Here is a 19,702-nt window from a genome sequence, read left to right as displayed (position 1 = left end):
CATCCATGGGGGAATATTAATCGATCTGGATTATGAAATCGGGATTCACTGTAATTCTTGTCCTTGGGCTCTGTGTTGCTGCCTGCATCATCCTTGCCGGCTGTACCCAGTCGTCCTCCACTGTACCGACAACAACCACCACACCTGCTGCGACGCCGACCCGCACCACCGGCATGGCCAACCCGGCTTCGGTCAACTGCGGCAATATCGGCGGCACCACCGAGATCAAGACGAACGCTGACGGCAGCCAGTACGGCATGTGTACGTTCCCGAACGGAACTACCTGCGAAGAGTGGGCGCTCTACCGTGGAGAGGGGTGCCAGGCCGCGAACGTCACCGTATAATCGCAAGAACAAACTCTTTTTATCTGTTTTGGCATTCAGGATCCGCGGGCACGTCATGAATTTTCACCTCCTGCCGGCATCTGCGTCCCGGATTACCGGGACCTGGATCTTCTGATATACCAGAGCACAGGGAAATACCCGCCATCTCTGGATGATTGATGTGCCCGGAAAACTGTGCCCCATTCAGGGTGACACAAACAACAAATTATTCCCGCAAAGCCGGCAAACAACATCATCATGCAGGCAGACATCCCCCGGGTCGTGATCGCCGGTACGCACAGCGGCTGCGGCAAGACTACGATCGCAAGCGGCCTGATGGCGGCGCTCGTGGCCCGGGGTATAACCGTCCAGCCGTTCAAGACCGGCCCGGACTTCATCGATCCCTCCCATCACACGCTCATCTGCGGCCGGCCGTCCCGGAACCTCGATGTATGCATGATGGGAGAGACCGGGATACGGCGGACGTTTGCCGCTGCTTCGACCGGTGCAGACATCGCAGTCATCGAAGGGGCCATGGGGCTTTTTGACGGGATGAAGGGTTCCGATACTGCAAGCGCTGCACACGTGGCCCGGATCCTCAAAGCACCGGTCATCCTTGTTGTCGATGCGCACGCGGTCTCACGCAGCATCCACGCGGTGGTCCGGGGTTTCCGTGACTTCGATCCCCGGGTGAAGATCGCCGGGATCATCTACAACCGGATCGGGAGCGACCGGCACCGGCAGATGATCGCAGAGGAGGAATTTGTCCCGGCGCTCGGCTGGGTGCCCCGGCAGCCGGAGAGCGAGGTAAAGAGCCGTCACCTCGGCCTTTTAATGGCGTCCGAATCGCCGGCGATGCAGACCTACGGCCGGGTGATTTCCGAAACGTGCGATCTCGACCGGATCCTCGGTGTCGCCCGGGCCGCACCGCCGCTCAATGTTCCGGCGCCTGTCGCACAAAAAACTCATGCGGCCCGGCACCGTCCGGTCATCGGGGTCGCACGCGACGCTGCGTTCTGTTTCTATTACCAGGACAACCTCGACCGGCTCGCCCGGGCCGGTGCGGAGCTCCGGCCCTTTTCACCGATGGCTGATACGGAGCCGGAGGTGGACGCGCTCTATATCGGCGGCGGGTATCCCGAGCTGCACGCAGAACCGCTCGAACGCTCGCGGTGCCGGCAGTTCATCCGCGAGCGGGCGGAAGTGGGCATGCCGATCTACGGGGAGTGCGGCGGGCTGATGTACCTCAGCGGCTCGCTCGAAGCGGATCGCACGTACGAAATGGCGGGCGTGCTCCCGGCCCGGGCGGTCATGACAAAAAAACTCCAGGCACTCGGGTACGTGAAAGGCGCTTTCGGGAATCGGCCCGGCCTCTGGACGGGAACGGTTGCGATCCGGGGGCACGAGTTCCATTACTCCCGGATCGAGTGCGATCCGGAGGTTCGTTTTGCGATCCGGCTCGGGCAGGGGGCCGGAATCGGGAACGGCAACGATGGGCTCACGGAATATTCCACCATCGGCGCATATACCCATGCATATTTCACTGATGCGTTCTGCCGGCGGTTCGTTGCGGCCGCTGCAGCGTTTAAAAAAACAGCAGGGAAACATTAAACGATGTATAAAAACACGCTTTCACCCTGTGCGGCCGATGCACTCTCCGGGACCCGGCAGCTCACGGTCGCGGGAAAACGGGTCGGGATCACCGGCCTCGATGCGGCCTTTGCAGCCGTAACTGCCCGGGGGCTTGTCGGCGATGCTGAGATCAAGGCGGAACTCATGCACCGGATCCGGGAGAACAATTACATCCCGCCGGCCCTTGCGGACGAGTACGCCGCAGCGATGCTGGCTGAATACCACCAGGCCACAATAAAATAATTGCGAGACGATTTTTTCCCGGTATCAGCCTTTTTAGGGAAATACTGCTGATGATCGGCCTCGTGAACGTAGCGCTGTACTTTAAAGAGAAATTGTATAAGGGCAGCAGTCCATCATCAGAAATGTGGACTATGAACAAGCCCCGTATCCTTTTTGTCTGCACCGCAAACGCGGCCCGATCGCAGATGGCTGAAGCCTACCTCCGGGCAAAGTACGGCGATAAATACGAGGTCTTCTCGGCCGGCTTCCGCCCTGCCGGCCGGGTGAGTACCCGTGCGATTGAGGTGATGAAGGAGATCGGGATAGACATCTCCGGCCACCAGCCAAAGTCGCTCGATACCTTCAAGGGCGTCCCGTTCGATCTTGCCGTCACGCTTTGCGACAACGCACATGCCGTCTGCCCCATGGTGCCGTCAGCGAAAAAAACGATCCACCACGGGTTTCCCGACCCGCACCTCACCCCGGGAACCGATGATGAGATCCTCGACGGGTACCGGAGGGTACGGGACGCAATCTGTGCGTGGATCAATGCGACGTTCGGGCCGGGGCTGCCGGGGTAAAACGGGGATTCTCCTCTGGAAAACCAGGCACGAACCGCTAAATAGTTCTCTTGAAGAATTATGAAAACCGGTAAAACGGTACGAGGGTTCCCCACCTCAGGGCCCCTCAGGGCCCTCCGGGCCACGGCGGGGCAAGGGAGTTTTTTAGTTACTGATCCGCCGCGGGGGCGTCCTTTCGGGGGCGGCGGCACGCAATCGTACCTGGTGTGGGAGAAACGATCTCTTTACCCTATTAAAAACGAGTCCATAGGAAATTATTACGGAGCGGGTTGATGCTTTTCCGGAGCTATGGCAATTTCGACCCGCCCTCTTTTTTGCACAAAGGTTCATCATGCCCCGCTCCCACCATTGAACTATTCGGCGCGTGGTTCCATGACCGGGCAGAGAACAAAAAAACGGGAGAACATCTACGCGGACTCGCTCGCGTTCCATGAAAAATACCGTGGAAAGATCGAAGTCCATTCAAAAGTCCGGCTGAAAAACCGGCATGATCTCTCGCTTGCCTATACCCCCGGGGTCGGGGCGGTTTCGGGGGAGATCGCAAAAGACCCGAAACTGGCCTGGAAGTACACGCTCAAGGCCAACACGATCGCCATTGTATCAGATGGTTCCCGCGTACTTTCACTCGGGAATATCGGGGGTTACGCCGCGATTCCCGTGATGGAGGGAAAAGCCCTCCTCTTCAAGAAGCTCGCCGGCATCGACGCCTTTCCCATCTGTTTTGAGAGTTACCACACGGAATTTGCCGACGACGTCAGGAACATCGCTCCGGTCTTTGGCGGGATCGCGCTTGAGGATATCGCGGCTCCCAAGTGCTTCGAACTCGAAGAGGCGCTGCAGGGCATCGGGATACCGGTGATGCACGACGACCAGCACGGTACCGCAGTGGTCGTGCTCGCCGCACTGCTCAATGCCTGCCGGGTGACAAAAAAGCAGTTCGGGGACCTGAATATCGTTCTCTGCGGGGCCGGGGCGGCAGGATTTGCCATCACCCGCATGCTCCGTCACATCGGTTACGACCCCGGGCTTTTCCCGAGCGTCAACGATATCATTGTCTGCGACACGCAGGGGATCATCCATCGGGACCGGGAGGGGCTGTATGCGAACAAGTACAAATTTATCATCGGGGAGGAGACCAACAGAGGCGGGCGGACAGGTTCGCTTGCCGATGCGATGGAAGGGGCGGATGTCTGTATCGGCGTCTCGGTGCCGGGGATCGTGACGCCGGCCATGATCCGGTCGATGGCAGACGACCCGATCGTCTTTGCGCTGGCAAGCCCCATGCCCGAGATCCTGCCAAAAGACGCTCTCCTCGCCGGGGCGGCCGTGGTCGGCACGGCACGCAGCGATTACCCCAACCAGATCAACTACGCGCTCGCTTTCCCGGGCATATTCCGCGGCGCCCTCGACGTGTGTGCGACCCGGATCTCCGATGAGATGAAAATTGCGGCCGCACACGCCCTTGCCGGGTACGTAAAAAGCCCCCGGCGGGAGCGCATCCTGCCCCGGTTGCTCAACCGGGGCGTGGTAAAAGCCGTGGCCGGGGCCGTGCGCGAAGCGGCAGTCGCAAGCGGCTGTGCCCGGGAGTTTTAAAAGATCGTCGCTTACGGCTGTTCCGGCCTGAGCACCCGGCACACCTGCTCCATGAGCGCATGGTGACGCCGGAGCTCAGCGCAGTACGTGCCGCTGCGCTCGCTTTTTTCAATCGGCACCCACGCGATCCCGCAGTCCGTATCCCAGAGTACGAGCCCTTCTGCCGGGGCCGGTGGGATCGGGCGGCGGGTCTTTTCGTTGAGCAGTAACAGGATCCCGTCCGCATCCTGCTCGCCAATGCCAACGGAAAAGAGCGCGGCCGCCATGCACCGTACCTGGTGCCAGAGGAAACTATGGGCGGTGACCTCAAGATAGGTGAACCTCCCGTCGAAGCCGGTACGGATCCCGAGGATCGTTCTCCATGGGTTCTTGTCGCCGACCCTGGCCAGGTTCGAGAAGTTGTGCTCGCCAAGGAACAGCCGGGCTGCTACCTCCATTGCCTGCAGATCGCGTACCGGTTCGGCGTAATAGTACCGGTAGGTACGGGACCGGGCATCGTACCGGGGATGAAAGGTATCGGATACCTCAGCTGATGCGGTACACCAGATATCGAGCGGCAGCTGATTGTTCAGGGCCTGCCGGGCGCGATCGGGATAGGACGTGGAAAATGCGACGATCTGCCCCCGGGCATGCACCCCCCGATCCGTTCTGCCGGCGGAATAAAAGCCTGCGGCCCGCCAGTCCGAAAAAAGGTCAAGACGCCGGCACGCGGCGATAAACTCGCCTTCGACCGTGCGGCTGGACTCCTGCTGCTGCGAGCCATAGAACCGGGTCCCGAGATACGAAACCCGGAATGCAAGCCTCACCGGACGCGGAACCGCCGGGTCAGCCGTTTGATCCTTCTCCATGTGTTGTTCAGCGACTGGCGGGTGTACGTGCGCAGGGGCGTTTTTCTCCCGCCGCAGGAAACCTGCCCCTTCCGGATGGCCGCAAAGATGGCCTGCATGTCCGGCTCTGCCTCGACAAATGTTCTCCCGAAACCCACGAAACGTGCGTTGTGGGCGTCGCTCCCCCCGACACAGGGCTTGTGCAGCCGTGCCGCGATCCGGCCTGCCTTCCGGTTGGCCGAACCGACAATGTAACGGCTGTTGAAGGCCTCGACCGCGTCCACGATGTTCATCGCGGCCCTGGCCCTCCGGGCGACACCGTGCCGCCACATGTGGTAGGGATGGGGAAGGATCACGAGCCCCCCCATGCGCCGGGCGATCCTGACCGTCTCGCGCACATCAAGCCCTGCGGGAATGACCTCGGTCACCCCCAGCACCAGCAGGTGGCCCTGCCGGGTCGAGACTTCGATCCCGGGGATCACGAGGACGGAACTGTTGCACGTGAGCGCCTTTTTTGCCCCATCGACACAGTCATGGTCGGTGATGGCAATCGCATCGAGCCCGACTGCCTCTGCCTGACGGAGTATCTCTTCGACACTGCTCTCGCCATCTTTGGAAAAATTCGTGTGCACGTGCAGATCGCAGGTCAGCATCTGATCATAGTATTTTTATCTCTCTGGTATTAAGAAAACGTATGCGAATCCTCCTCCCCACAGGTGCAGCTACCGCAGAAACGGTGCGCCGGGCAGCAGCCGGTTTCGATGCCGATGTGGTCGTGACAGGAAAGATTGCCTCGTTTCTGACCCCCCGTGCACTCCGGGACCTGATCGCAAAAGGCACGTACGATGCCGTCATGGTCTCGGGGATGTGCACCGTCTCGTTTGCGCAGGTAGAGCGCGAGACAGGGATGCCCGTGTACCGGGGGCCCCGGCATGCGGCTGACCTCGCGTGGGTTCTCCCGCTTGTAGGAAAGAGTCCGCTCTCGGGCACCGTACCTGCTGACGATTTCCTCGCGGCAAAAAATGCAGAGGATGCGATGCACCGGGTGGCGGACGCAGAGAACGCGGCTGAGCCGGAATTCGTGATCAGGGGAGTGAAAATCGGCGGGGCTTCAAGGATGAAGGTGCTCGCCGAGATCATGGACGCCCACTGGGTGGAGGATATCGCGGGTCGTGCAGAGCAGTATTTTTCCTGTGGGGCCGACATCGTCGATCTCGGCTTTGGCTTCGATGCGACTCAGGATGACGTGAAACGGGTCTTTTCCGCGGTGGATGGGATCGACAGGCCGCTTGCGGTGGATACGCAGGACCCGGCCCTGATCCGGGCGGCGCTCTTCCGGGCCGACCTCGTGCTCTCGCTCCAGGAGGCAAATATCCCGAAGGTGGGGAAGGACGTGGCCCGTGCGGGAGCGGCGGCCGTGGTAGTGCCCGGCGGGAGTACGCTTGCGAAAAACATCGCCCGGGCACGGCGCGCCGGGATCAGCTGCATCATTGCCGATCCCCTCCTCCAGCCGGTCGGTTCAGGACTGGTCGCCTCGCTTGCACAGTTTAAGGACTATGGCTGCCCGCTCTTCTTTGGCGCGGGAAACGTGGCCGAACTCCTCGATGCAGACTCGATCGGCATCAATGCGCTCCTTGCCGGCATGGCAAAGGAGGCCGGTGCCTCGATTATCTTCACGAGCGAACACTCGGACAAGACCCGGGGTTCGATCCGGGAGATGCGGCGGGCAACAGAGATGATGGCTCTCACCCGGGACCGGCCTTATCCAAAGGATCTCGGCATCGGCTTGCTGGTGCTCAAGGAGAAACGGCGCCGGCGCGAACCGCCGCTCGAATGCGAGACCCACATCCCGGCACGGCGGATGCCGGACGAGATCACCTACGACCCGAAGGGCAACTTCCGGATCGGGATCGAAGGCGACCAGATCGTTGCGGTGATCAACGGGAAGGCGGTGAAGGGAAAGCGGTGGCAGGACGTGCTCCACACGCTTCTTTCGGAAGGCCATGTCTCACTCCTCGACCATGCAGGATATCTTGGCCGGGAACTGTACAAGGCGGAACTGGCGATCCGGTACGGCAGGAGCTTCGAGCAGGATGGGGAGTTTTAGAGAGGAATCATAGCTCTCGCCGAAAATGTACGAGGGGGTCCCGCATCAGGGCCCCTCCCGGGGGAGGGCAGGGAAGTTTTTTGTTTTTTTTCTTGATCCGCCGCGGGAGCATCCCTTCGGGGGCGGCGGTACTCATCGCACCTGACGAACGAGCTGACGGTAACCTAACTAAATCAAAAGAGGGATAATGGGAACACATCCGGGTTCCCAGGCCGACACTTTTGATGATTAATAATGGGATTTTCAAAGAGACCGCTCCAGAATCAGCTTTACGCCCGAACTTTTTTCCTGCGTGAGACTTTTCGCGCGAAAAAAATTCCGGAAGATCGTTGTGAAATCCGGAAAAACCCTCTCCAAGGGACGTCTTACGACGGAAAGAAAGTGTATCCCGGAAATTTTTCCGGCCGATCGCGTTATGGCCGTGCGGTTTAAAATTTTTTCCGGCCAAAAAATTTTGGCGTGAACGTTCGTACAGCCGGATCTTTTTGCCGCGAAATTTTTTGGGCCGGATTTTTTCCGGTTTGAAATTTCTAAAATCCAAAAATTTTCCGGTCGAAAGTTGAAAAATCCAAAAAAAGTTGGTGCAAAAGTTGGAAAAAAGGGTGTAAGTTCGGCAACTGACTCACTTCCCCGTCGTAAATCCCACTCTATGACCTGGGCCATGGGATCAGAAACCCCGTACTTTTTTTGGCCGCGAAATTTGAAAATCGCAAAAATTTTTGGAATGAAAGTTCACCGGCCGTATTTTTTCCGGTTTGAAAATTGAAAAATCCAAAAAAATTCCGGACGAAAGTCCGTACGGCCAAATTTTTGAGATGAAAATTTGAAGTGCAGGAAAATTTCCGGGATCAGCCAGATTTCGTACAGGAAAAGATCCGGACAATATCATGCAGCCCCCGCTTGCGCCACCAGTCCCCCAAGGGGGACGGGGCGCTATTCGCGATGCCTCCCATGAAGAGAAACCATTCACTCGCGTACCCGAGCAACTCCCCTGCAAAAAAGGGGAGATGACACAGCGCAAGTCTCTCAAAAATAAGCCCGTAAAACCTTCCGATTCCAAAGGAACTGAAAATGAGCGCATATATCACTTTATTTGACAAAATAAGCCCGATTTGAGCCCCATATAATGGCCCTAGATGGGCCATAGAAGCCTTCCGGCAGCCTCTTTTTCCGGGATCGAAACAAATGCCCGTTTTACCTGAGATCGGCCCGTAAAACGCGTATACGTGAACTTTTTATTTCGTCCGTTTGCCAAAATAAGGCCAATATGGGCTTATTTTTAAACGGAGGCCAAATTGGGCTCCGATTGGATCCTGAAAAGGGTAATCCGGGCTCAATATGGGCCCGGATGGGAGGGAGTGGATCTGCCACCCTGTATGAGGTCTGGCGGAGGTAGTACCCCAATCAGGGAGTGAGGTGGGAGGTGCCCAAGATTATCGTGCCGGTTTTTCCGGAATCTCCAGCGCAGGTCCCGGACTTTTCCGTAAATATCCGGCCGGAACATTTCCTGTTCGAGCCCCGACCCATCAACCCTTTTATCCCAAAACCTCCCCATCACTATACATGACCACACAGGTACGTGCATCCCACATCCTCGTGACAAAAGAGGACGATGCAAACAGGATCAAGAAGAGGATCACCGACGGCGAGGACTTTGCCGCTGTCGCCAAGCGCTTCTCCTCGTGCCCATCGAAAAAGAACGGGGGAGACCTCGGCTGGTTTGGCAAGGGCCAGATGGTCCCTGAATTTGAAGCGGCCGCGTTTGCCGCAGAGCAGGGCTCGGTCATCGGCCCGGTGAAGACCCAGTTCGGGTACCATATCATCAAGGTCACCGGCAAGAAATAGGCGAAACCGGCCCGGCCTGAAACGATGAATTATAAATTTTTTCTTGGCATCGGCGTTGCAGTGGCGATCGTCATTGCCGGGGCTGCCGTCTATACCGGTTTTGCTCATCTCAACCTGGCTGATTCCGCGGAGCATGACACCCTGTACCAGGTCTCGACCATCAGCGCACTGATGCAGGGAGTGTATGACGGTACCGTTACCGTAGCCGAACTCAAAAAACACGGCGATTTCGGGATAGGCACCTTTGACCGGCTTGACGGTGAGATGATCGTGCTTGACGGCCAGGTCTGGCAGGCGAAGGCCGACGGTACGGTTGTCCCCGCAGCGGACGACCAGACCACGCCGTTTGCGACCGTGACCTGTTTTTCCCCCGATATCCGGCAGGCCACCCCCGATCATGCGATGAACCTTTCAGAGTTTGCAACTGCAATGGCCGCACAACTCCCTTCGCAGAACATGATCTACGCGGTAGAGATCCACGGCACCTTTCCCTCTGTGACCGTCCGGGCAATCCCGGGGCAGGAGAAACCGTACCCCAACATGACTGTCGCAGCAGCAGGGGAGAAGGTACATACGTATGCGAACGTTACCGGGACAGTTGTCGGGTTCTATACCCCGGTTTTCATACAGGACCTCAACACAGTGGGATACCACCTCCACTTTCTGTCCGATGATCATACCATGGGCGGGCACATCCTCGACATGACCGTACCTGCCAACAGCAGCGTCGAGTACGATATCACCCCGTATTATACTGTGGCTCTTCCGACTAGCGGTGCGTTTACCGGGACCAACCTGACTGCCAACATGAGCGGCGCGGTTGCCGCGGTCGAACAATAGCATCTTCTCCTGCCCGCTGCCCTGATAAAAACCCGACAACAATTTTTGATCGCTCCTGTTCATCAGCGTGCGCCAGGGGATTATTTTTCATACCATTACCGTGCGGGCCCGTATACCCGGGCAGCCCCTGGTCGGGGGATAATCCCGCGCGCCCCCTCCTTACTAGGTAACCGCATATGCTTCCTGCAGGGCCGCTCATGACAACACCTGCATGAGCAGCAGGTCCGGTGGGACCTGAAAAATCGTTCATTAGCGCACAGATCCCGGGAGGGGGAATGGTTCCGGGAGGGGCCTGAACCGGTTTTAACCGTTCCTGCACGTTCCCACTAAAAATAGACAGGCACACGGTTTTTTTGCCGGCCTGCAGTGTAACTGCAATGGCGATAATGTTAACCCGCGGGTAGGATCCTTAGTCTGTTTTTGCAAGTAATTGACCCCGCACGAGTTTCCAATTTATAAGAGACTGCTCAAAGAAGGGCGGACATGACAACTGCGGGAAAAATGCAGTTGCTCATCATGAGGGAATATATCATGAAAACTACACGAAAAATCGGACTCGTACCCGTAATCCTGTTATGTGCAGCCTTTGCCCTGGTACCTATGGTTGCCGCAGCAGGGCCCGGTCAGGGTCAGGCACAGGGCGGGGACCAGAAAGACAGCGACCTGATCGCAGCCTTCTTAAAATGGCTCAACGGCCAGTCCGGCTCGTAACGACCCGGACAATCTTTTGCTCCGGGCACTCGTGAGGGGGAAGAATGCCGGGCATTGAGGGACACAGGAGGTCCCGTATGCCCGGGAAACCCTCCACGGGAGGGCTGTCCACAGGGAACCATACTTATTGAAGATCCAACCGGGACTGCTCCCCTCCTTTTTGCGAGCCTTTTTTCTCATACCAGCACGAATGGATCGGTACAAGCGCCGGAACGCTTTTTTCGTGTGCCATCATGACCATTCGCGGGATCAAAAAAGAACTCCTTTCGCTGCTGCTCGAACTGGGGAAAAACAGCCACCCGAACGAGTTTGCCGCGCTCCTCACTGAGGATGACGGGGTGATCAGCGAACTCAACCTCCTCCCCGGCACGATCGCCGGGAGTGCGTCCGCCCAGGTCTTCTTTGACATGATGCCGCTTGGCACCCACCGCGCCGGAAGCGCCCACTCCCACCCGAGCGGCGTGCTCCGGCCGTCTGATGCGGACCTGAATTTTTTTCCCCGGGCCGGCAGGTATAACCTTATCATCGGCGCCCCGTACCGCGAGAATGACTGGAAATGCTTTACTGCGGACGGCGAGCCCTGTGAACTCGCGGTGATCGCATGACCTCCCGGCGCGTGGTTGCCACCGGCACCTTCGACATCCTCCACCCGGGGCACCTCTATTACCTTTCCGAGTCAAGGAAACTCGGCGACGAGCTCTTTGTAATTGTGGCCAGGGATGCAAACGTGAAGCACAAGCCCCACCCGATCGTCCCGGAAGAGCAGCGCCGGGCGATGATCGCCGCGCTCAAACCCGTGGACCATGCGATCCTCGGCGACCAGACCGACATGTTCCGCCCCATAGAGGAGATCCGCCCCGACATTATTACGATCGGGTTCAACCAGTACTTCGATGAGGAACATCTCAAAAGCCAGCTGGCGGCGCGAGGGCTTCGTGCAGAGGTAGTCCGTATCGGGAGATACGCGGATGGCGACCTCGCGAGCTCGCGCCGGATCGTCCAGCGGATCATCGACGCACGGGGCGGCGGGGATCAGCGCGGATAGAACGGGCAGTCTCGGGTCCTGCACTCCTTGTTCATGCCATAAAACTGGCAGGTGACGGCCGGGGAAACCGGGATCGTCACGCCCAGCTGTGCCTGTGCGAAGGCGACCGCTCCCTGAATTGCAAGGAACGTGTTGCGCTTGCAGCAGCGCGGGCCGCCGTGCATGGCGATTGTTTCAAGACTTTTTGCCACCACGAGGTTCGCCTGCTGCCACTCGCGGTGCGAGAGCGGCGTTGCGCCGGTAACAAGCGATATGAAGATCCCGGTGCCCACCGCAGCACCGCAGTCCCCCATAAAACCGCAGGCCCCGCCCCGGATCATGCCGGCGCGTTCCCGTGCCGTCGCGATCAGCTTTGCCTTCCGGTCCGGCTGGCCGGTAACATTGCAGTACGCCGCAAGGAGCACGGCGGGCACGAGGAAATGGTGCTCGGGACCGTGCATGTTGACGACCGGGTTCTGCATCAGGGTGATCGCCATCCTGAGAGGATCGGTTTCGGTGGTCTTCGCGCAGTACTGCTCTATCGCATCATCGGCGCCGAGACTGTGGCAGGCATCACAGACAAAGTGCCCGTCCTCGCAGACAGCATTGGTCGTCAGGACCCTGTGGCAGTACGCACACTCGTGCTGTTCGGGGGATTCGAGGTAGCGGAGCGGTTTGCCGCAGACCATGCACCCTGTGCGGTGATCGGACATAGGAACCTTCGTGTATTGTCATATGAGAGGGCAGCATGCAGGAAAACTTTATCGATCCGAGCGCGCATCCTCTGCATGAGGTGACCGGTATGCAGGACTGTGCCAGTGAAATGGAAAAACTCACCGTACTCGCCGGGGAGCGGGGCGCCCGTGCGAAACAGATCGATCCGGGTGATATTGTCGTAGCAGAATGGGTGAGGTTCAAGTGCCGCTACGGGTGCAAGGGGTACGGGAAGCACTTCGGCTGCCCGCCGTACGCCCCGGCGCCGGAGGAGACCCGGCGTATGATCGGGGAATACGAAACGGCGCTGCTGATCCGTTTTGACGGGGTTCCGGGGCACGGGGCATTCGGGCCCGATGATATCCCCGATGACTTCCACCCGTATTTCCGTGACCTGATCCTCTGGGTGAACGGGACAGTCCATTTTCTTGAGAAGACCGCTTTCTATGACGGGTTCTACAAGGCTTTCGGCTTTGGCGGCTATCCCTGTATCTGGTGCGAACACCAGCACTGCATAGCGGAGGAATCAGAAGGCGTCGTGGACGAGAGCCTGCGCCGGAAGTGCCGGCACATGGACCTGGTCAGGCCCAGCATGGAAGCTGCGGGGATAGACGTCTTTGCCACCGCAAAAAACGCCGGCTGGGACCTCGCCACGATCCCGTGCAAGAACATGGAGTACGGCAAGATCGTGCATTCCTATGTGCACTCGGTCGGGCTTGTGCTGGTAGAATGATCCGGTCAGTGGCCCGCACGCACCCGGTGCGGCGGCGGCGCGTGATGATGGCGCCTTTTTCCCCCGAACCCCCGTGAGAGCGACCCGTAGTACTTCGCGACAAACGACCCGACAAGGGAGGTCACGATCACCATCACGGCGATAGTGGCGGCAACCGGAGGAGAGCCGTAGAGCACGGCAAGTGCGATGGAGAACTCGCCCCGTGCGATCGTGTTTGCCCAGATCTCAAGACCCGACTTTGCCGATCCATAGAGCGCAATCCCGGTCAGGACGCCGGAGATCAGCTTGCTCGCGATGGCAAGGAGGCAGATGATCGCGATCACGCCGAGACCAACGCTCCCGGACAGGTTCATGGTGATCCCGAAGAAGACAAAGAAGATCACCAGGAATACGTCCTTGAACGGCCGGGCATGCTGCTCGAACGCATCCGGGTCGGTCGTCGCGAACGCGGCGCCAAGGGCAATTACCGCAAGGGTGTCGGGAATACCGAGGAGCTCGGCCCCCCCGGCAGTCGAGATCACGGCAACAAAGGTGAACAGGACGGGCAGTTCGTCATCGCGGTCGAGGATCGAGACCAGGAATTCCTTGCCATGCCGGGCGAGCACGTAGAGGATAGCCAGCACGAAGATGATCTTTGCGGCAAACAAAAGCAGGTTCTGGTTGCCGGCCGAGAGCATGGCAAGGGCGATGATCATCACGAGGTCTTCAAAGACCATCAGCCAGATGATGGTTTCGGACTCCCTCATCATCAGCCTCCGGTTCTCGATTAACGAGGTAATCGCCATCGCGGTGCTGGAAATGTAGAAGGCTGCGGCGACAATAAGTGACTGGACAAGCGAAAAGCCCAGCAGGTAGGCCGCGACAAACCCGATGATCATGTTGACGTTGAGGTCGATCATCCCGCTCGTGAGCACCGCGGACCGGTTGTCGGAGATCTTGTCGATCTTGAGGCCGAGGCCCACGAAAAAGAGCAAAAAGATCAGCCCCATATCGGAGAAGAAACTGCTGAGCTGGTCGGATGCGACGATCCCGAGGCCGGCCTGGCCGAGGACGACCCCGGCGATGATGTAGAACGGGATCGCCGGGATGGTCAGGTACTTGCTGACCAGCGCGAGCACGAGGCAGACAAAAAGGGCGATTATGATGCCTTCCATCAATCCACCATGATTTCGCGTTCGAATAATTTGAGCTGGTCGGTTTCCCCGATGACCAGTACGGCATCGCCGGTCTCGAACACGAACGATGGCGGGGGATTGATGATATTCATATCATTCCTGGAGACCGCGATCACGGTCGTCCCGGTCTTTGCCCGGATCTTAAGGTCTTCGATCGTCTTTCCTGCGATGGCCCGGGGGACGATATACGAGTGGAGGGTGATCCGGAGATCGGCAAGCGCCGAGAACGCGATCTCCACGCTCTCCTGGTCGGCCTCGATGATCGCCCCGGTGAGGATGTTTCCCAGCCTCCGCGCTTCCACCGGTGTCATCTCGGCGGCGCTCGGCGTGTGGCAGCCTTTCTGGAGGGTATACATCTGGATGACCCCGGTCTTTGTGAAAAATATCGCGACCGTATCACCCTTGTCTGTCTCGAATTCGTATTTTGTGCCGACACCGGGAAGGTTGAGGGATCGAAGAGCCATAGGAGACATTAGAGAAATGATCCTAAAATATATTACTCCTCCGCTGTCACGCCGCAACCGGAAAAGTCCGGCCTTTCTTTCCTGTCATCCGATCTTTTCCGGTTTTCATCAATCGTGGTGAACCAGCATCGCCTGCAGTTAAAAAATCCCAAGCACATAAATCCGATCGCTTCCCAGTACGGAAGAGAGAGATTATGACTGAGGATAATGAAGGGAGCAATGAATCCCATCTCACGAAGGGCCGGCTGGAGGCGCTTTCCGATGGCATTTTTGCGTTTGCGATGACACTCCTTGTCATCGGCCTGAGTGTGCCGGATAAGGCGACCCTGGTGCCAACAAATGCGTATGCCCTTCAGGTTCTCCTCGCCCTCTATTCCAGTTTCATGCACTATGTTCTCGCATTTCTTATCCTCGGGGCGTTCTGGCTCACCCAGCACATGCAGTTCCATTCAGTACGGACCCCCGACAAGCTGTTCACCTGGATTAATCTCGTAACGCTCATGTTTGTCGCACTCCTCCCCTTTTCGGCGTCATTTTCCGGCGCTTTTTCGAACGTCCCGGTCGGTGCGATGGTGTTTGAGTCCAACCTCCTTCTCATCGGCCTGGGTATATCCCTCCAGTGGTGGTACGCAACAAACGACCACCGGCTGACCGAGTCAACGCTGAAACCGGCATACATCAGGAAAGTCCGTTCCCGGAACCTCGTTGTCCCCGCGGTCTCCATCGCAGGCATCATATTCGCACTGGCGGGAAGTACCTGGAGTACAGCGATCTACATGACGCTCCCCTTTGTCTTTTATGGTGTAGAGTACATCTCCGGGTGACGACCGGAAAATAGGAAACCCTGGGCCCGGATCAGCGGGGATTGCCTGCAGACCACCCCGGGGACGGCAGGTTCACATGATTTTGGCGGGATCAGGCACCGGCGTATAAAACAAAAGTGTTATCCTTCCTGATATCCTCCTCTCCTAACGCAATGAACCTGATATCACTTCTTACAGCTTTTGTGCCATGGATCGCATTCACCCTTGTTGCTGAAGCTCCCCTGGGAAACCCCCTGATGTGCCTGACCCTCGCTTTTATTGTCGGTATTGTGCTCACCGTCCTGACGAGTTACCGGCAACTGCTCCAGGGGTATATCCTTTCCGTGGTCACGATTGTGTTTTTCGTTGTGTTCTTCATCCTGATCATCGGATTGAAGCTGTACCATCTCGCAAGTTACATTTCGGTACTCTCGATGCTGATCCTTACGCTCGTCTGCTGGGCGACGATGCTGTTCCGGTTCCCGTTCACCCTCCAGTACTCACGGGAAGGCGTGGACCCCGAACGTGTCAAGAGTGCGCCATTCATGCGGGTAAATTATATCATCACTGCGGTATGGGGAGTTGCATTCACACTCAGCACGGCTATTGACGCTTTCCTGCTGTTCCGACCGGACCCGGGCCTTATGTTCTGGGATAACTTAAAATGGGTTTTCATGGTACTCGCTATCGTCTTTACCGTGTGGTATCCGGCATATGTCCATAAGCAGAGGGCATTGCAGGCACTGGCAGAGCATTCTGATATCTTTAAAAAAATTGACTCTAAAGTTTCTGGTACGTTGAAAGGACGTCAGGAATAAAATCCGGGAAAATAAAACGGAGATCGTTCCCTCCTGATAACTATTTTTAGTGACAGAATGGAAAATGGCAATAAACGCGAAAAGAGTGTGAGCGTGAGAAGGGGTGAGAGGATCCCGCTCATGCATCTGACACAGATATCATTCAAGGGTTTTTTTGAGAGGCCGGGAGGACTACGGTTCGCACCGGACTAGTGCCGGGCACGAGACCTTTTTTTACAGGGGTTACCAGTCCTTCCCATACTAACTGTTGAAAGAACCGGTGTTTAAACACCCGACCGGGCGGGGTGAAAGTGATCACCCGGGGGTCTTTTCGGGAAACAGACAGCGACCGGCAAAACAGATCCTTTTTTGTCCATCCGTGATGATAAATAATGATAGATCCGCGATCATTGTTCGCGCTCATCCGTTCATTCCGATAACAGGTTTTGTGAGGAGTTGGTGATCATCGCAGAAATCCCGAAGGAAGAGTACATAAAAAAATGCACGTCCGCGTGCGCCGGGTGCAGTTCGTCCCTGACGCTGCGCTATGTCTTAAAAGCTTCCGGGCCTGACACCGTGCTTGTCGTGCCCGCATGCTGCACGAGCGTCATCCAGGGAATCTACCCCAACACCGCGGTGAACGTGCCGGTCTACAACGTCGCGTTTGCCGCGGCTGCCGCATGTGCATCGGGCATGACCGAAGCCTTCCAGGCAATGGGGAAGAAGACCCACGTGATCGTGTACGCCGGGGACGGCGGGACGCTCGATATCGGGATCCAGTCGATGTCGGGTGCCTTTGAACGGGGCACCGATTTCCTGTATATCTGCTACGACAACGAAGCCTACGGGAACACCGGCATGCAGCGCTCGGGCGCGACCCCGCTTGGCGCAAAGACCACCACCACCCCTACCGGCAAGACCGTGGAGAAGAAAGACATCGACGCGATCGCGGCCGCCCACCACCTCGAATACATGGCAACCGCGTGCAGCGCGTACCCGCAGGATATTTTCAAGAAGGTGGCAAAGGCGCTCACGTTCCGGGGGCCGACCTTCATCCATATCCTCGCCCCCTGCCCGCCCGGCTGGAGATACCCGACCGAGAAGACAATCGAGATGGGAAAACTTGCGGTCAAATCCGGCATGTGGGTGCTCTACGAACGTGAACACGGGAAACTTTCCATCAGCGCACCCTCGAAAGCGGCGATGAAAAAACCGCTGCCGCTCGAAGATTATCTCGCCCCGCAGGGCCGGTTTGCGGGCATCGACGCAAAATCGCTTGAGATCCTCAAACACCACCTTGCCGCCAACCTCAAAAAACTTGCCGCAGAGGAGGCAGAGCCATGAAGAAGATCGCAACGGGCAACAAGGCCATCGCGGAAGCAGTCAAACAGGCACTGCCGGCCGTGGTCGCGGCATACCCGATCACCCCCCAGACCGAGATCGTCGAGACGATCGCGGATTACGTGACGAGCGGCCAGATGAAGAGCCGGTATATCCCGGTCGAGAGCGAACATTCCGCCATGGCGGCCTGCATTGGGGCAGGCATCACGGGTGTGCGGACATTTACCGCGACAAGCGCCCATGGCCTGCTCTACATGCACGAGATGACCAACTGGGCGGCGGGAGCACGCCTGCCGATCGTGATGGCCAACGTGAACCGCTCGCTCGGGCCCGGCTGGAACATCTGGGCGGAGCACACCGATGCAATGCAGGAGCGCGATACCGGCTGGCTGCAGGTGTATGTCTCGACCGTGCAGGAGGCCTACGATACCACCCTGATGGCATTCAGGATAGCCGAACATAACGACGTCCTGCTGCCGGTGATGGTCAACCTCGACGGGTTCTCCCTCTCCCACATCATGCAGCCGCTGGACACCGTGGAGCCCGGGGACTTCATCCCGCCCCTTCACCTGCCTCACGCCATCGATACCAAAAACCCGGCCGGGTACGGCGGGCTCACCGGACCCGACCAGCACTTCAGGTTCCGGTGGGAGATCGAGCGCTCGATGCGCGACTCCGTTAAGGTGATCGCAGCAACCGAGAAGGATTTTGCAGACCGGTTCGGGCGGAAGTACGGGCCGACCGAGGAATACCGATGCGAAGACGCGGACGTTGTCCTCATTGCCATGGGGACGTTCGGGAAAGAGGCTGAAGTAGCCATCGACATCCTGCGAAAAGAGGGCATAAAGGCCGGGTCCATGCGCCTGCGCTGGTTCCGGCCGTTCCCTGACCTCGACCTTGCCGGGAAAGAGGTCGTGGTGATAGACCGGGACTACTCGTTCGGGTACGGCGGCATCGTCGCCCACGAGATCATGGCAAAGGGCCACTGCGAGGTCTACAGCGTGATCGCCGGTCTCGGCGGGCAGGAAGTAACGTACGATGACATGGCGGAGTTCGTCCGGAAACGCCGCATGGGCACAGAGTCCTGGTTCGGGGTGACCGGCAATGTTTGAGATCAGGATCCATTCCCGGGGCGGGCAGGGCGGCGTGACCGCTGCACGGCTCCTTGCGATGGCCGCACTCCATGACGGAAAGTACGCGACCGCGTGCCCGTTCTACGGTGCGGAACGCCGCGGGGCGCCGGTCGTTTCGTTTGTCAGGATCGATGACCACCCGATCAAGGTCTACAGCCAGATACGGGACCCGGACCTGGTCGTGGTGCTCGATGCGAGCGTGATGGATACTGTCGATGTCCTGAACGGGCTCAAGAAAGGTGGACGGGTGCTCATCAACAGCGCCCACAAAAAGGATTTTGCCGGGTACACGACTTTTCATGTCGACCTGACGGGAATCGCCCTGAAAGAAAAACTCGTGGTTGCGGGGAGCCCGATCCTCAACACCCCGGTGATTGGGGCGCTTGCAAAGATGGGGATCGTCTCGGCCGATTCTGCGAAAGCGGCGATCCGGGGAATGTTTACCGATGAGCGCAACGTCAATGCTGCCGAGGCTGCATACCGGGAGATGAGTGCATGAGCAGCACGAAAAAACGCGAGCGGCTTGCCGTGAGCAGGCCGACCGAAGGTGCAGCCGGGCAGACCGGCTCGTGGCGGGTGTTTAAGCCCGTGGTCAACAAGGAGAAGTGCAACGAATGCGGGCTCTGTGCGATGTACTGCCCAGACGGGGCGATCGATGACGATCTTATCGTCGATCTCAGATTCTGTAAAGGATGCGGTATCTGCGCCAACGAATGCCCCAAAAAAGCCATCGCCATGGTGCGGGAAGAGAGGTAACCCTGCATTCCCCGGTCATTTTTATAAAGAGATATTGTAAACGTTTTTGTTTTGGGGGGGGGCTGCCGGATACAGACATTG

Annotated in this window: 24 protein-coding genes; 18 read left to right on the top strand and 6 right to left on the bottom strand. The window is 58.1% G+C overall.

Annotated features, from left to right (window positions below; genetic code table 11):
- Positions 1–32 precede the first annotated feature (32 nt).
- The 5 genes from ACLQMU_RS07425 (at position 33) to ACLQMU_RS07405 (ending at position 4,351) form a co-directional block, all read left to right on the top strand.
- Positions 33–344 (top strand): putative hemolysin, encoded by a 312-nt coding sequence (locus ACLQMU_RS07425; protein ID WP_422149093.1) that lies wholly within the window; start codon positions 33–35, stop codon positions 342–344.
- 237 nt (positions 345–581) lie between these two features.
- Entirely contained in the window at positions 582–1,934 is a 1,353-nt protein-coding gene (locus ACLQMU_RS07420) for a cobyrinate a,c-diamide synthase (RefSeq protein WP_424039334.1), read from the top strand.
- Between the two features lie 3 nt (positions 1,935–1,937).
- Positions 1,938–2,198 (top strand): NAC family transcription factor, encoded by a 261-nt coding sequence (locus tag ACLQMU_RS07415; protein WP_424039333.1) that lies wholly within the window; start codon positions 1,938–1,940, stop codon positions 2,196–2,198.
- A gap of 50 nt (positions 2,199–2,248) precedes the next feature.
- Positions 2,249–2,758 (top strand): arsenate reductase ArsC, encoded by a 510-nt coding sequence (locus ACLQMU_RS07410; RefSeq protein ID WP_424039331.1) that lies wholly within the window; start codon positions 2,249–2,251, stop codon positions 2,756–2,758.
- Positions 2,759–3,046: 288 nt separating this feature from the next.
- Complete coding sequence (locus tag ACLQMU_RS07405; protein ID WP_443673637.1) at positions 3,047–4,351, top strand: NAD(P)-dependent malic enzyme; 1,305 nt, start codon at positions 3,047–3,049, stop codon at positions 4,349–4,351.
- Positions 4,352–4,362: 11 nt separating this feature from the next.
- Here ACLQMU_RS07405 and truA read toward each other — a convergent pair whose 3' ends face one another.
- Both truA and ACLQMU_RS07395 read right to left on the bottom strand, forming a co-directional pair.
- A complete protein-coding gene (gene truA, locus ACLQMU_RS07400) occupies positions 4,363–5,199 on the bottom strand; it encodes a tRNA pseudouridine(38-40) synthase TruA (RefSeq protein ID WP_443673636.1) in 837 nt (278 codons plus the stop codon).
- Positions 5,154–5,831, bottom strand: coding sequence for a CehA/McbA family metallohydrolase (locus ACLQMU_RS07395; RefSeq protein ID WP_422149088.1), 678 nt, complete (start codon positions 5,829–5,831; stop codon positions 5,154–5,156). Before ACLQMU_RS07395 ends, truA begins: the two co-directional genes overlap by 46 nt.
- 41 nt (positions 5,832–5,872) lie before the next feature.
- Here ACLQMU_RS07395 and ACLQMU_RS07390 point away from each other — a divergent pair, with 41 nt between their 5' ends.
- Positions 5,873–7,285, top strand: coding sequence for a dihydropteroate synthase-like protein (locus tag ACLQMU_RS07390; RefSeq protein ID WP_424039327.1), 1,413 nt, complete (start codon positions 5,873–5,875; stop codon positions 7,283–7,285).
- Positions 7,286–7,292: 7 nt separating this feature from the next.
- Here the strand turns inward: ACLQMU_RS07390 and ACLQMU_RS07385 are convergent, their stop codons facing one another.
- Positions 7,293–7,826, bottom strand: a complete 534-nt coding sequence (locus tag ACLQMU_RS07385; protein WP_443673635.1) for a hypothetical protein — start codon at positions 7,824–7,826, stop codon at positions 7,293–7,295.
- 1,022 nt (positions 7,827–8,848) lie between these two features.
- Here ACLQMU_RS07385 and ACLQMU_RS07380 point away from each other — a divergent pair.
- From ACLQMU_RS07380 to ACLQMU_RS07360, 5 genes are all read left to right on the top strand, one after another.
- Positions 8,849–9,130, top strand: a complete 282-nt coding sequence (locus ACLQMU_RS07380; protein ID WP_424039324.1) for a peptidylprolyl isomerase — start codon at positions 8,849–8,851, stop codon at positions 9,128–9,130.
- A 24-nt stretch (positions 9,131–9,154) separates the two neighbouring features.
- Positions 9,155–9,970: an acetolactate decarboxylase gene (budA, locus tag ACLQMU_RS07375; RefSeq protein ID WP_424039322.1), complete on the top strand. Its 816-nt coding sequence runs from the start codon at positions 9,155–9,157 to the stop codon at positions 9,968–9,970.
- 531 nt (positions 9,971–10,501) lie between these two features.
- Complete coding sequence (locus tag ACLQMU_RS07370; protein WP_422149887.1) at positions 10,502–10,681, top strand: hypothetical protein; 180 nt, start codon at positions 10,502–10,504, stop codon at positions 10,679–10,681.
- Between the two features lie 233 nt (positions 10,682–10,914).
- The gene (locus tag ACLQMU_RS07365; protein WP_424039272.1) at positions 10,915–11,286 is read left to right on the top strand and encodes a Mov34/MPN/PAD-1 family protein; all 372 of its coding nucleotides are present in this window, start codon (positions 10,915–10,917) and stop codon (positions 11,284–11,286) included.
- Positions 11,283–11,726, top strand: a complete 444-nt coding sequence (locus ACLQMU_RS07360) for an adenylyltransferase/cytidyltransferase family protein (protein ID WP_422149885.1) — start codon at positions 11,283–11,285, stop codon at positions 11,724–11,726. The genes ACLQMU_RS07365 and ACLQMU_RS07360 overlap by 4 nt, the downstream gene beginning before the upstream one ends.
- Here ACLQMU_RS07360 and ACLQMU_RS07355 read toward each other — a convergent pair.
- Positions 11,714–12,418, bottom strand: a complete 705-nt coding sequence (locus tag ACLQMU_RS07355; RefSeq protein WP_424039273.1) for a DUF5714 domain-containing protein — start codon at positions 12,416–12,418, stop codon at positions 11,714–11,716. The genes ACLQMU_RS07360 and ACLQMU_RS07355 overlap by 13 nt on opposite strands.
- Positions 12,419–12,507: 89 nt before the next feature.
- On the opposite strand from ACLQMU_RS07355, the gene ACLQMU_RS07350 reads away from it, so the two are divergent.
- Positions 12,508–13,152, top strand: coding sequence for a DUF2284 domain-containing protein (locus ACLQMU_RS07350; RefSeq protein ID WP_424039275.1), 645 nt, complete (start codon positions 12,508–12,510; stop codon positions 13,150–13,152).
- A 5-nt stretch (positions 13,153–13,157) separates the two neighbouring features.
- Here the strand turns inward: ACLQMU_RS07350 and ACLQMU_RS07345 are convergent, their stop codons facing one another.
- Complete coding sequence (locus tag ACLQMU_RS07345) at positions 13,158–14,306, bottom strand: cation:proton antiporter (RefSeq protein ID WP_443673634.1); 1,149 nt, start codon at positions 14,304–14,306, stop codon at positions 13,158–13,160.
- Positions 14,306–14,791 (bottom strand): cation:proton antiporter regulatory subunit, encoded by a 486-nt coding sequence (locus ACLQMU_RS07340; RefSeq protein ID WP_422149882.1) that lies wholly within the window; start codon positions 14,789–14,791, stop codon positions 14,306–14,308. The genes ACLQMU_RS07345 and ACLQMU_RS07340 overlap by 1 nt, the downstream gene beginning before the upstream one ends.
- 194 nt (positions 14,792–14,985) lie before the next feature.
- Here ACLQMU_RS07340 and ACLQMU_RS07335 point away from each other — a divergent pair, with 194 nt between their 5' ends.
- The 6 genes from ACLQMU_RS07335 to ACLQMU_RS07310 all read left to right on the top strand — a co-directional run bounded on the left by ACLQMU_RS07335 (position 14,986) and on the right by ACLQMU_RS07310 (position 19,621).
- Positions 14,986–15,615, top strand: a complete 630-nt coding sequence (locus ACLQMU_RS07335; RefSeq protein ID WP_422149881.1) for a TMEM175 family protein — start codon at positions 14,986–14,988, stop codon at positions 15,613–15,615.
- Between the two features lie 152 nt (positions 15,616–15,767).
- Positions 15,768–16,412, top strand: a complete 645-nt coding sequence (locus ACLQMU_RS07330) for a hypothetical protein (RefSeq protein WP_422149880.1) — start codon at positions 15,768–15,770, stop codon at positions 16,410–16,412.
- A 444-nt stretch (positions 16,413–16,856) separates the two neighbouring features.
- Positions 16,857–17,735 carry a thiamine pyrophosphate-dependent enzyme gene (locus ACLQMU_RS07325; RefSeq protein ID WP_422149889.1) on the top strand — a complete coding sequence of 293 codons (879 nt, stop codon included), beginning with the start codon at positions 16,857–16,859 and terminating at the stop codon, positions 17,733–17,735.
- The gene (locus ACLQMU_RS07320) at positions 17,732–18,844 is read left to right on the top strand and encodes a transketolase C-terminal domain-containing protein (RefSeq protein ID WP_424039280.1); all 1,113 of its coding nucleotides are present in this window, start codon (positions 17,732–17,734) and stop codon (positions 18,842–18,844) included. Before ACLQMU_RS07325 ends, ACLQMU_RS07320 begins: the two co-directional genes overlap by 4 nt.
- Entirely contained in the window at positions 18,837–19,364 is a 528-nt protein-coding gene (locus tag ACLQMU_RS07315; protein WP_422149878.1) for a 2-oxoacid:acceptor oxidoreductase family protein, read from the top strand. The genes ACLQMU_RS07320 and ACLQMU_RS07315 overlap by 8 nt, the downstream gene beginning before the upstream one ends.
- A complete protein-coding gene (locus ACLQMU_RS07310; protein ID WP_422149877.1) occupies positions 19,361–19,621 on the top strand; it encodes a 4Fe-4S binding protein in 261 nt (86 codons plus the stop codon). The genes ACLQMU_RS07315 and ACLQMU_RS07310 overlap by 4 nt, the downstream gene beginning before the upstream one ends.
- The last annotated feature ends 81 nt before the right edge of the window (positions 19,622–19,702 follow it).

The organism is Methanoregula sp. (assembly GCF_052325125.1).
Classification (GTDB): domain Archaea; phylum Halobacteriota; class Methanomicrobia; order Methanomicrobiales; family Methanospirillaceae; genus Methanoregula.
This window is presented reverse-complemented; position numbering and strand designations above follow the sequence as displayed.

Excerpts from the sequence above, each read along its gene's own strand:
- ACLQMU_RS07365 (WP_424039272.1), top strand. The coding sequence starts at position 10,915 with ATGACCATTCGCGGGATCAAAAAAGAACTCCTTTCGCTGCTGCTCGAA.
- ACLQMU_RS07380 (WP_424039324.1), top strand. The coding sequence starts at position 8,849 with ATGACCACACAGGTACGTGCATCCCACATCCTCGTGACAAAAGAGGAC.
- ACLQMU_RS07395 (WP_422149088.1), bottom strand. The coding sequence starts at position 5,831 with ATGCTGACCTGCGATCTGCACGTGCACACGAATTTTTCCAAAGATGGC.
- ACLQMU_RS07360 (WP_422149885.1), top strand. The coding sequence starts at position 11,283 with ATGACCTCCCGGCGCGTGGTTGCCACCGGCACCTTCGACATCCTCCAC.
- truA (WP_443673636.1), bottom strand. The coding sequence starts at position 5,199 with ATGGAGAAGGATCAAACGGCTGACCCGGCGGTTCCGCGTCCGGTGAGG.
- ACLQMU_RS07405 (WP_443673637.1), top strand. The coding sequence starts at position 3,047 with ATGGCAATTTCGACCCGCCCTCTTTTTTGCACAAAGGTTCATCATGCC.
- ACLQMU_RS07320 (WP_424039280.1), top strand. The coding sequence starts at position 17,732 with ATGAAGAAGATCGCAACGGGCAACAAGGCCATCGCGGAAGCAGTCAAA.
- ACLQMU_RS07345 (WP_443673634.1), bottom strand. The coding sequence starts at position 14,306 with ATGGAAGGCATCATAATCGCCCTTTTTGTCTGCCTCGTGCTCGCGCTG.
- ACLQMU_RS07310 (WP_422149877.1), top strand. The coding sequence starts at position 19,361 with ATGAGCAGCACGAAAAAACGCGAGCGGCTTGCCGTGAGCAGGCCGACC.
- ACLQMU_RS07425 (WP_422149093.1), top strand. The coding sequence starts at position 33 with ATGAAATCGGGATTCACTGTAATTCTTGTCCTTGGGCTCTGTGTTGCT.
- ACLQMU_RS07420 (WP_424039334.1), top strand. The coding sequence starts at position 582 with ATGCAGGCAGACATCCCCCGGGTCGTGATCGCCGGTACGCACAGCGGC.
- ACLQMU_RS07415 (WP_424039333.1), top strand. The coding sequence starts at position 1,938 with ATGTATAAAAACACGCTTTCACCCTGTGCGGCCGATGCACTCTCCGGG.
- ACLQMU_RS07335 (WP_422149881.1), top strand. The coding sequence starts at position 14,986 with ATGACTGAGGATAATGAAGGGAGCAATGAATCCCATCTCACGAAGGGC.
- ACLQMU_RS07355 (WP_424039273.1), bottom strand. The coding sequence starts at position 12,418 with ATGTCCGATCACCGCACAGGGTGCATGGTCTGCGGCAAACCGCTCCGC.
- ACLQMU_RS07330 (WP_422149880.1), top strand. The coding sequence starts at position 15,768 with ATGAACCTGATATCACTTCTTACAGCTTTTGTGCCATGGATCGCATTC.
- ACLQMU_RS07350 (WP_424039275.1), top strand. The coding sequence starts at position 12,508 with ATGCAGGACTGTGCCAGTGAAATGGAAAAACTCACCGTACTCGCCGGG.
- ACLQMU_RS07370 (WP_422149887.1), top strand. The coding sequence starts at position 10,502 with ATGAAAACTACACGAAAAATCGGACTCGTACCCGTAATCCTGTTATGT.
- ACLQMU_RS07390 (WP_424039327.1), top strand. The coding sequence starts at position 5,873 with ATGCGAATCCTCCTCCCCACAGGTGCAGCTACCGCAGAAACGGTGCGC.
- budA (WP_424039322.1), top strand. The coding sequence starts at position 9,155 with ATGAATTATAAATTTTTTCTTGGCATCGGCGTTGCAGTGGCGATCGTC.
- ACLQMU_RS07340 (WP_422149882.1), bottom strand. The coding sequence starts at position 14,791 with ATGGCTCTTCGATCCCTCAACCTTCCCGGTGTCGGCACAAAATACGAA.
- ACLQMU_RS07315 (WP_422149878.1), top strand. The coding sequence starts at position 18,837 with ATGTTTGAGATCAGGATCCATTCCCGGGGCGGGCAGGGCGGCGTGACC.
- ACLQMU_RS07410 (WP_424039331.1), top strand. The coding sequence starts at position 2,249 with ATGATCGGCCTCGTGAACGTAGCGCTGTACTTTAAAGAGAAATTGTAT.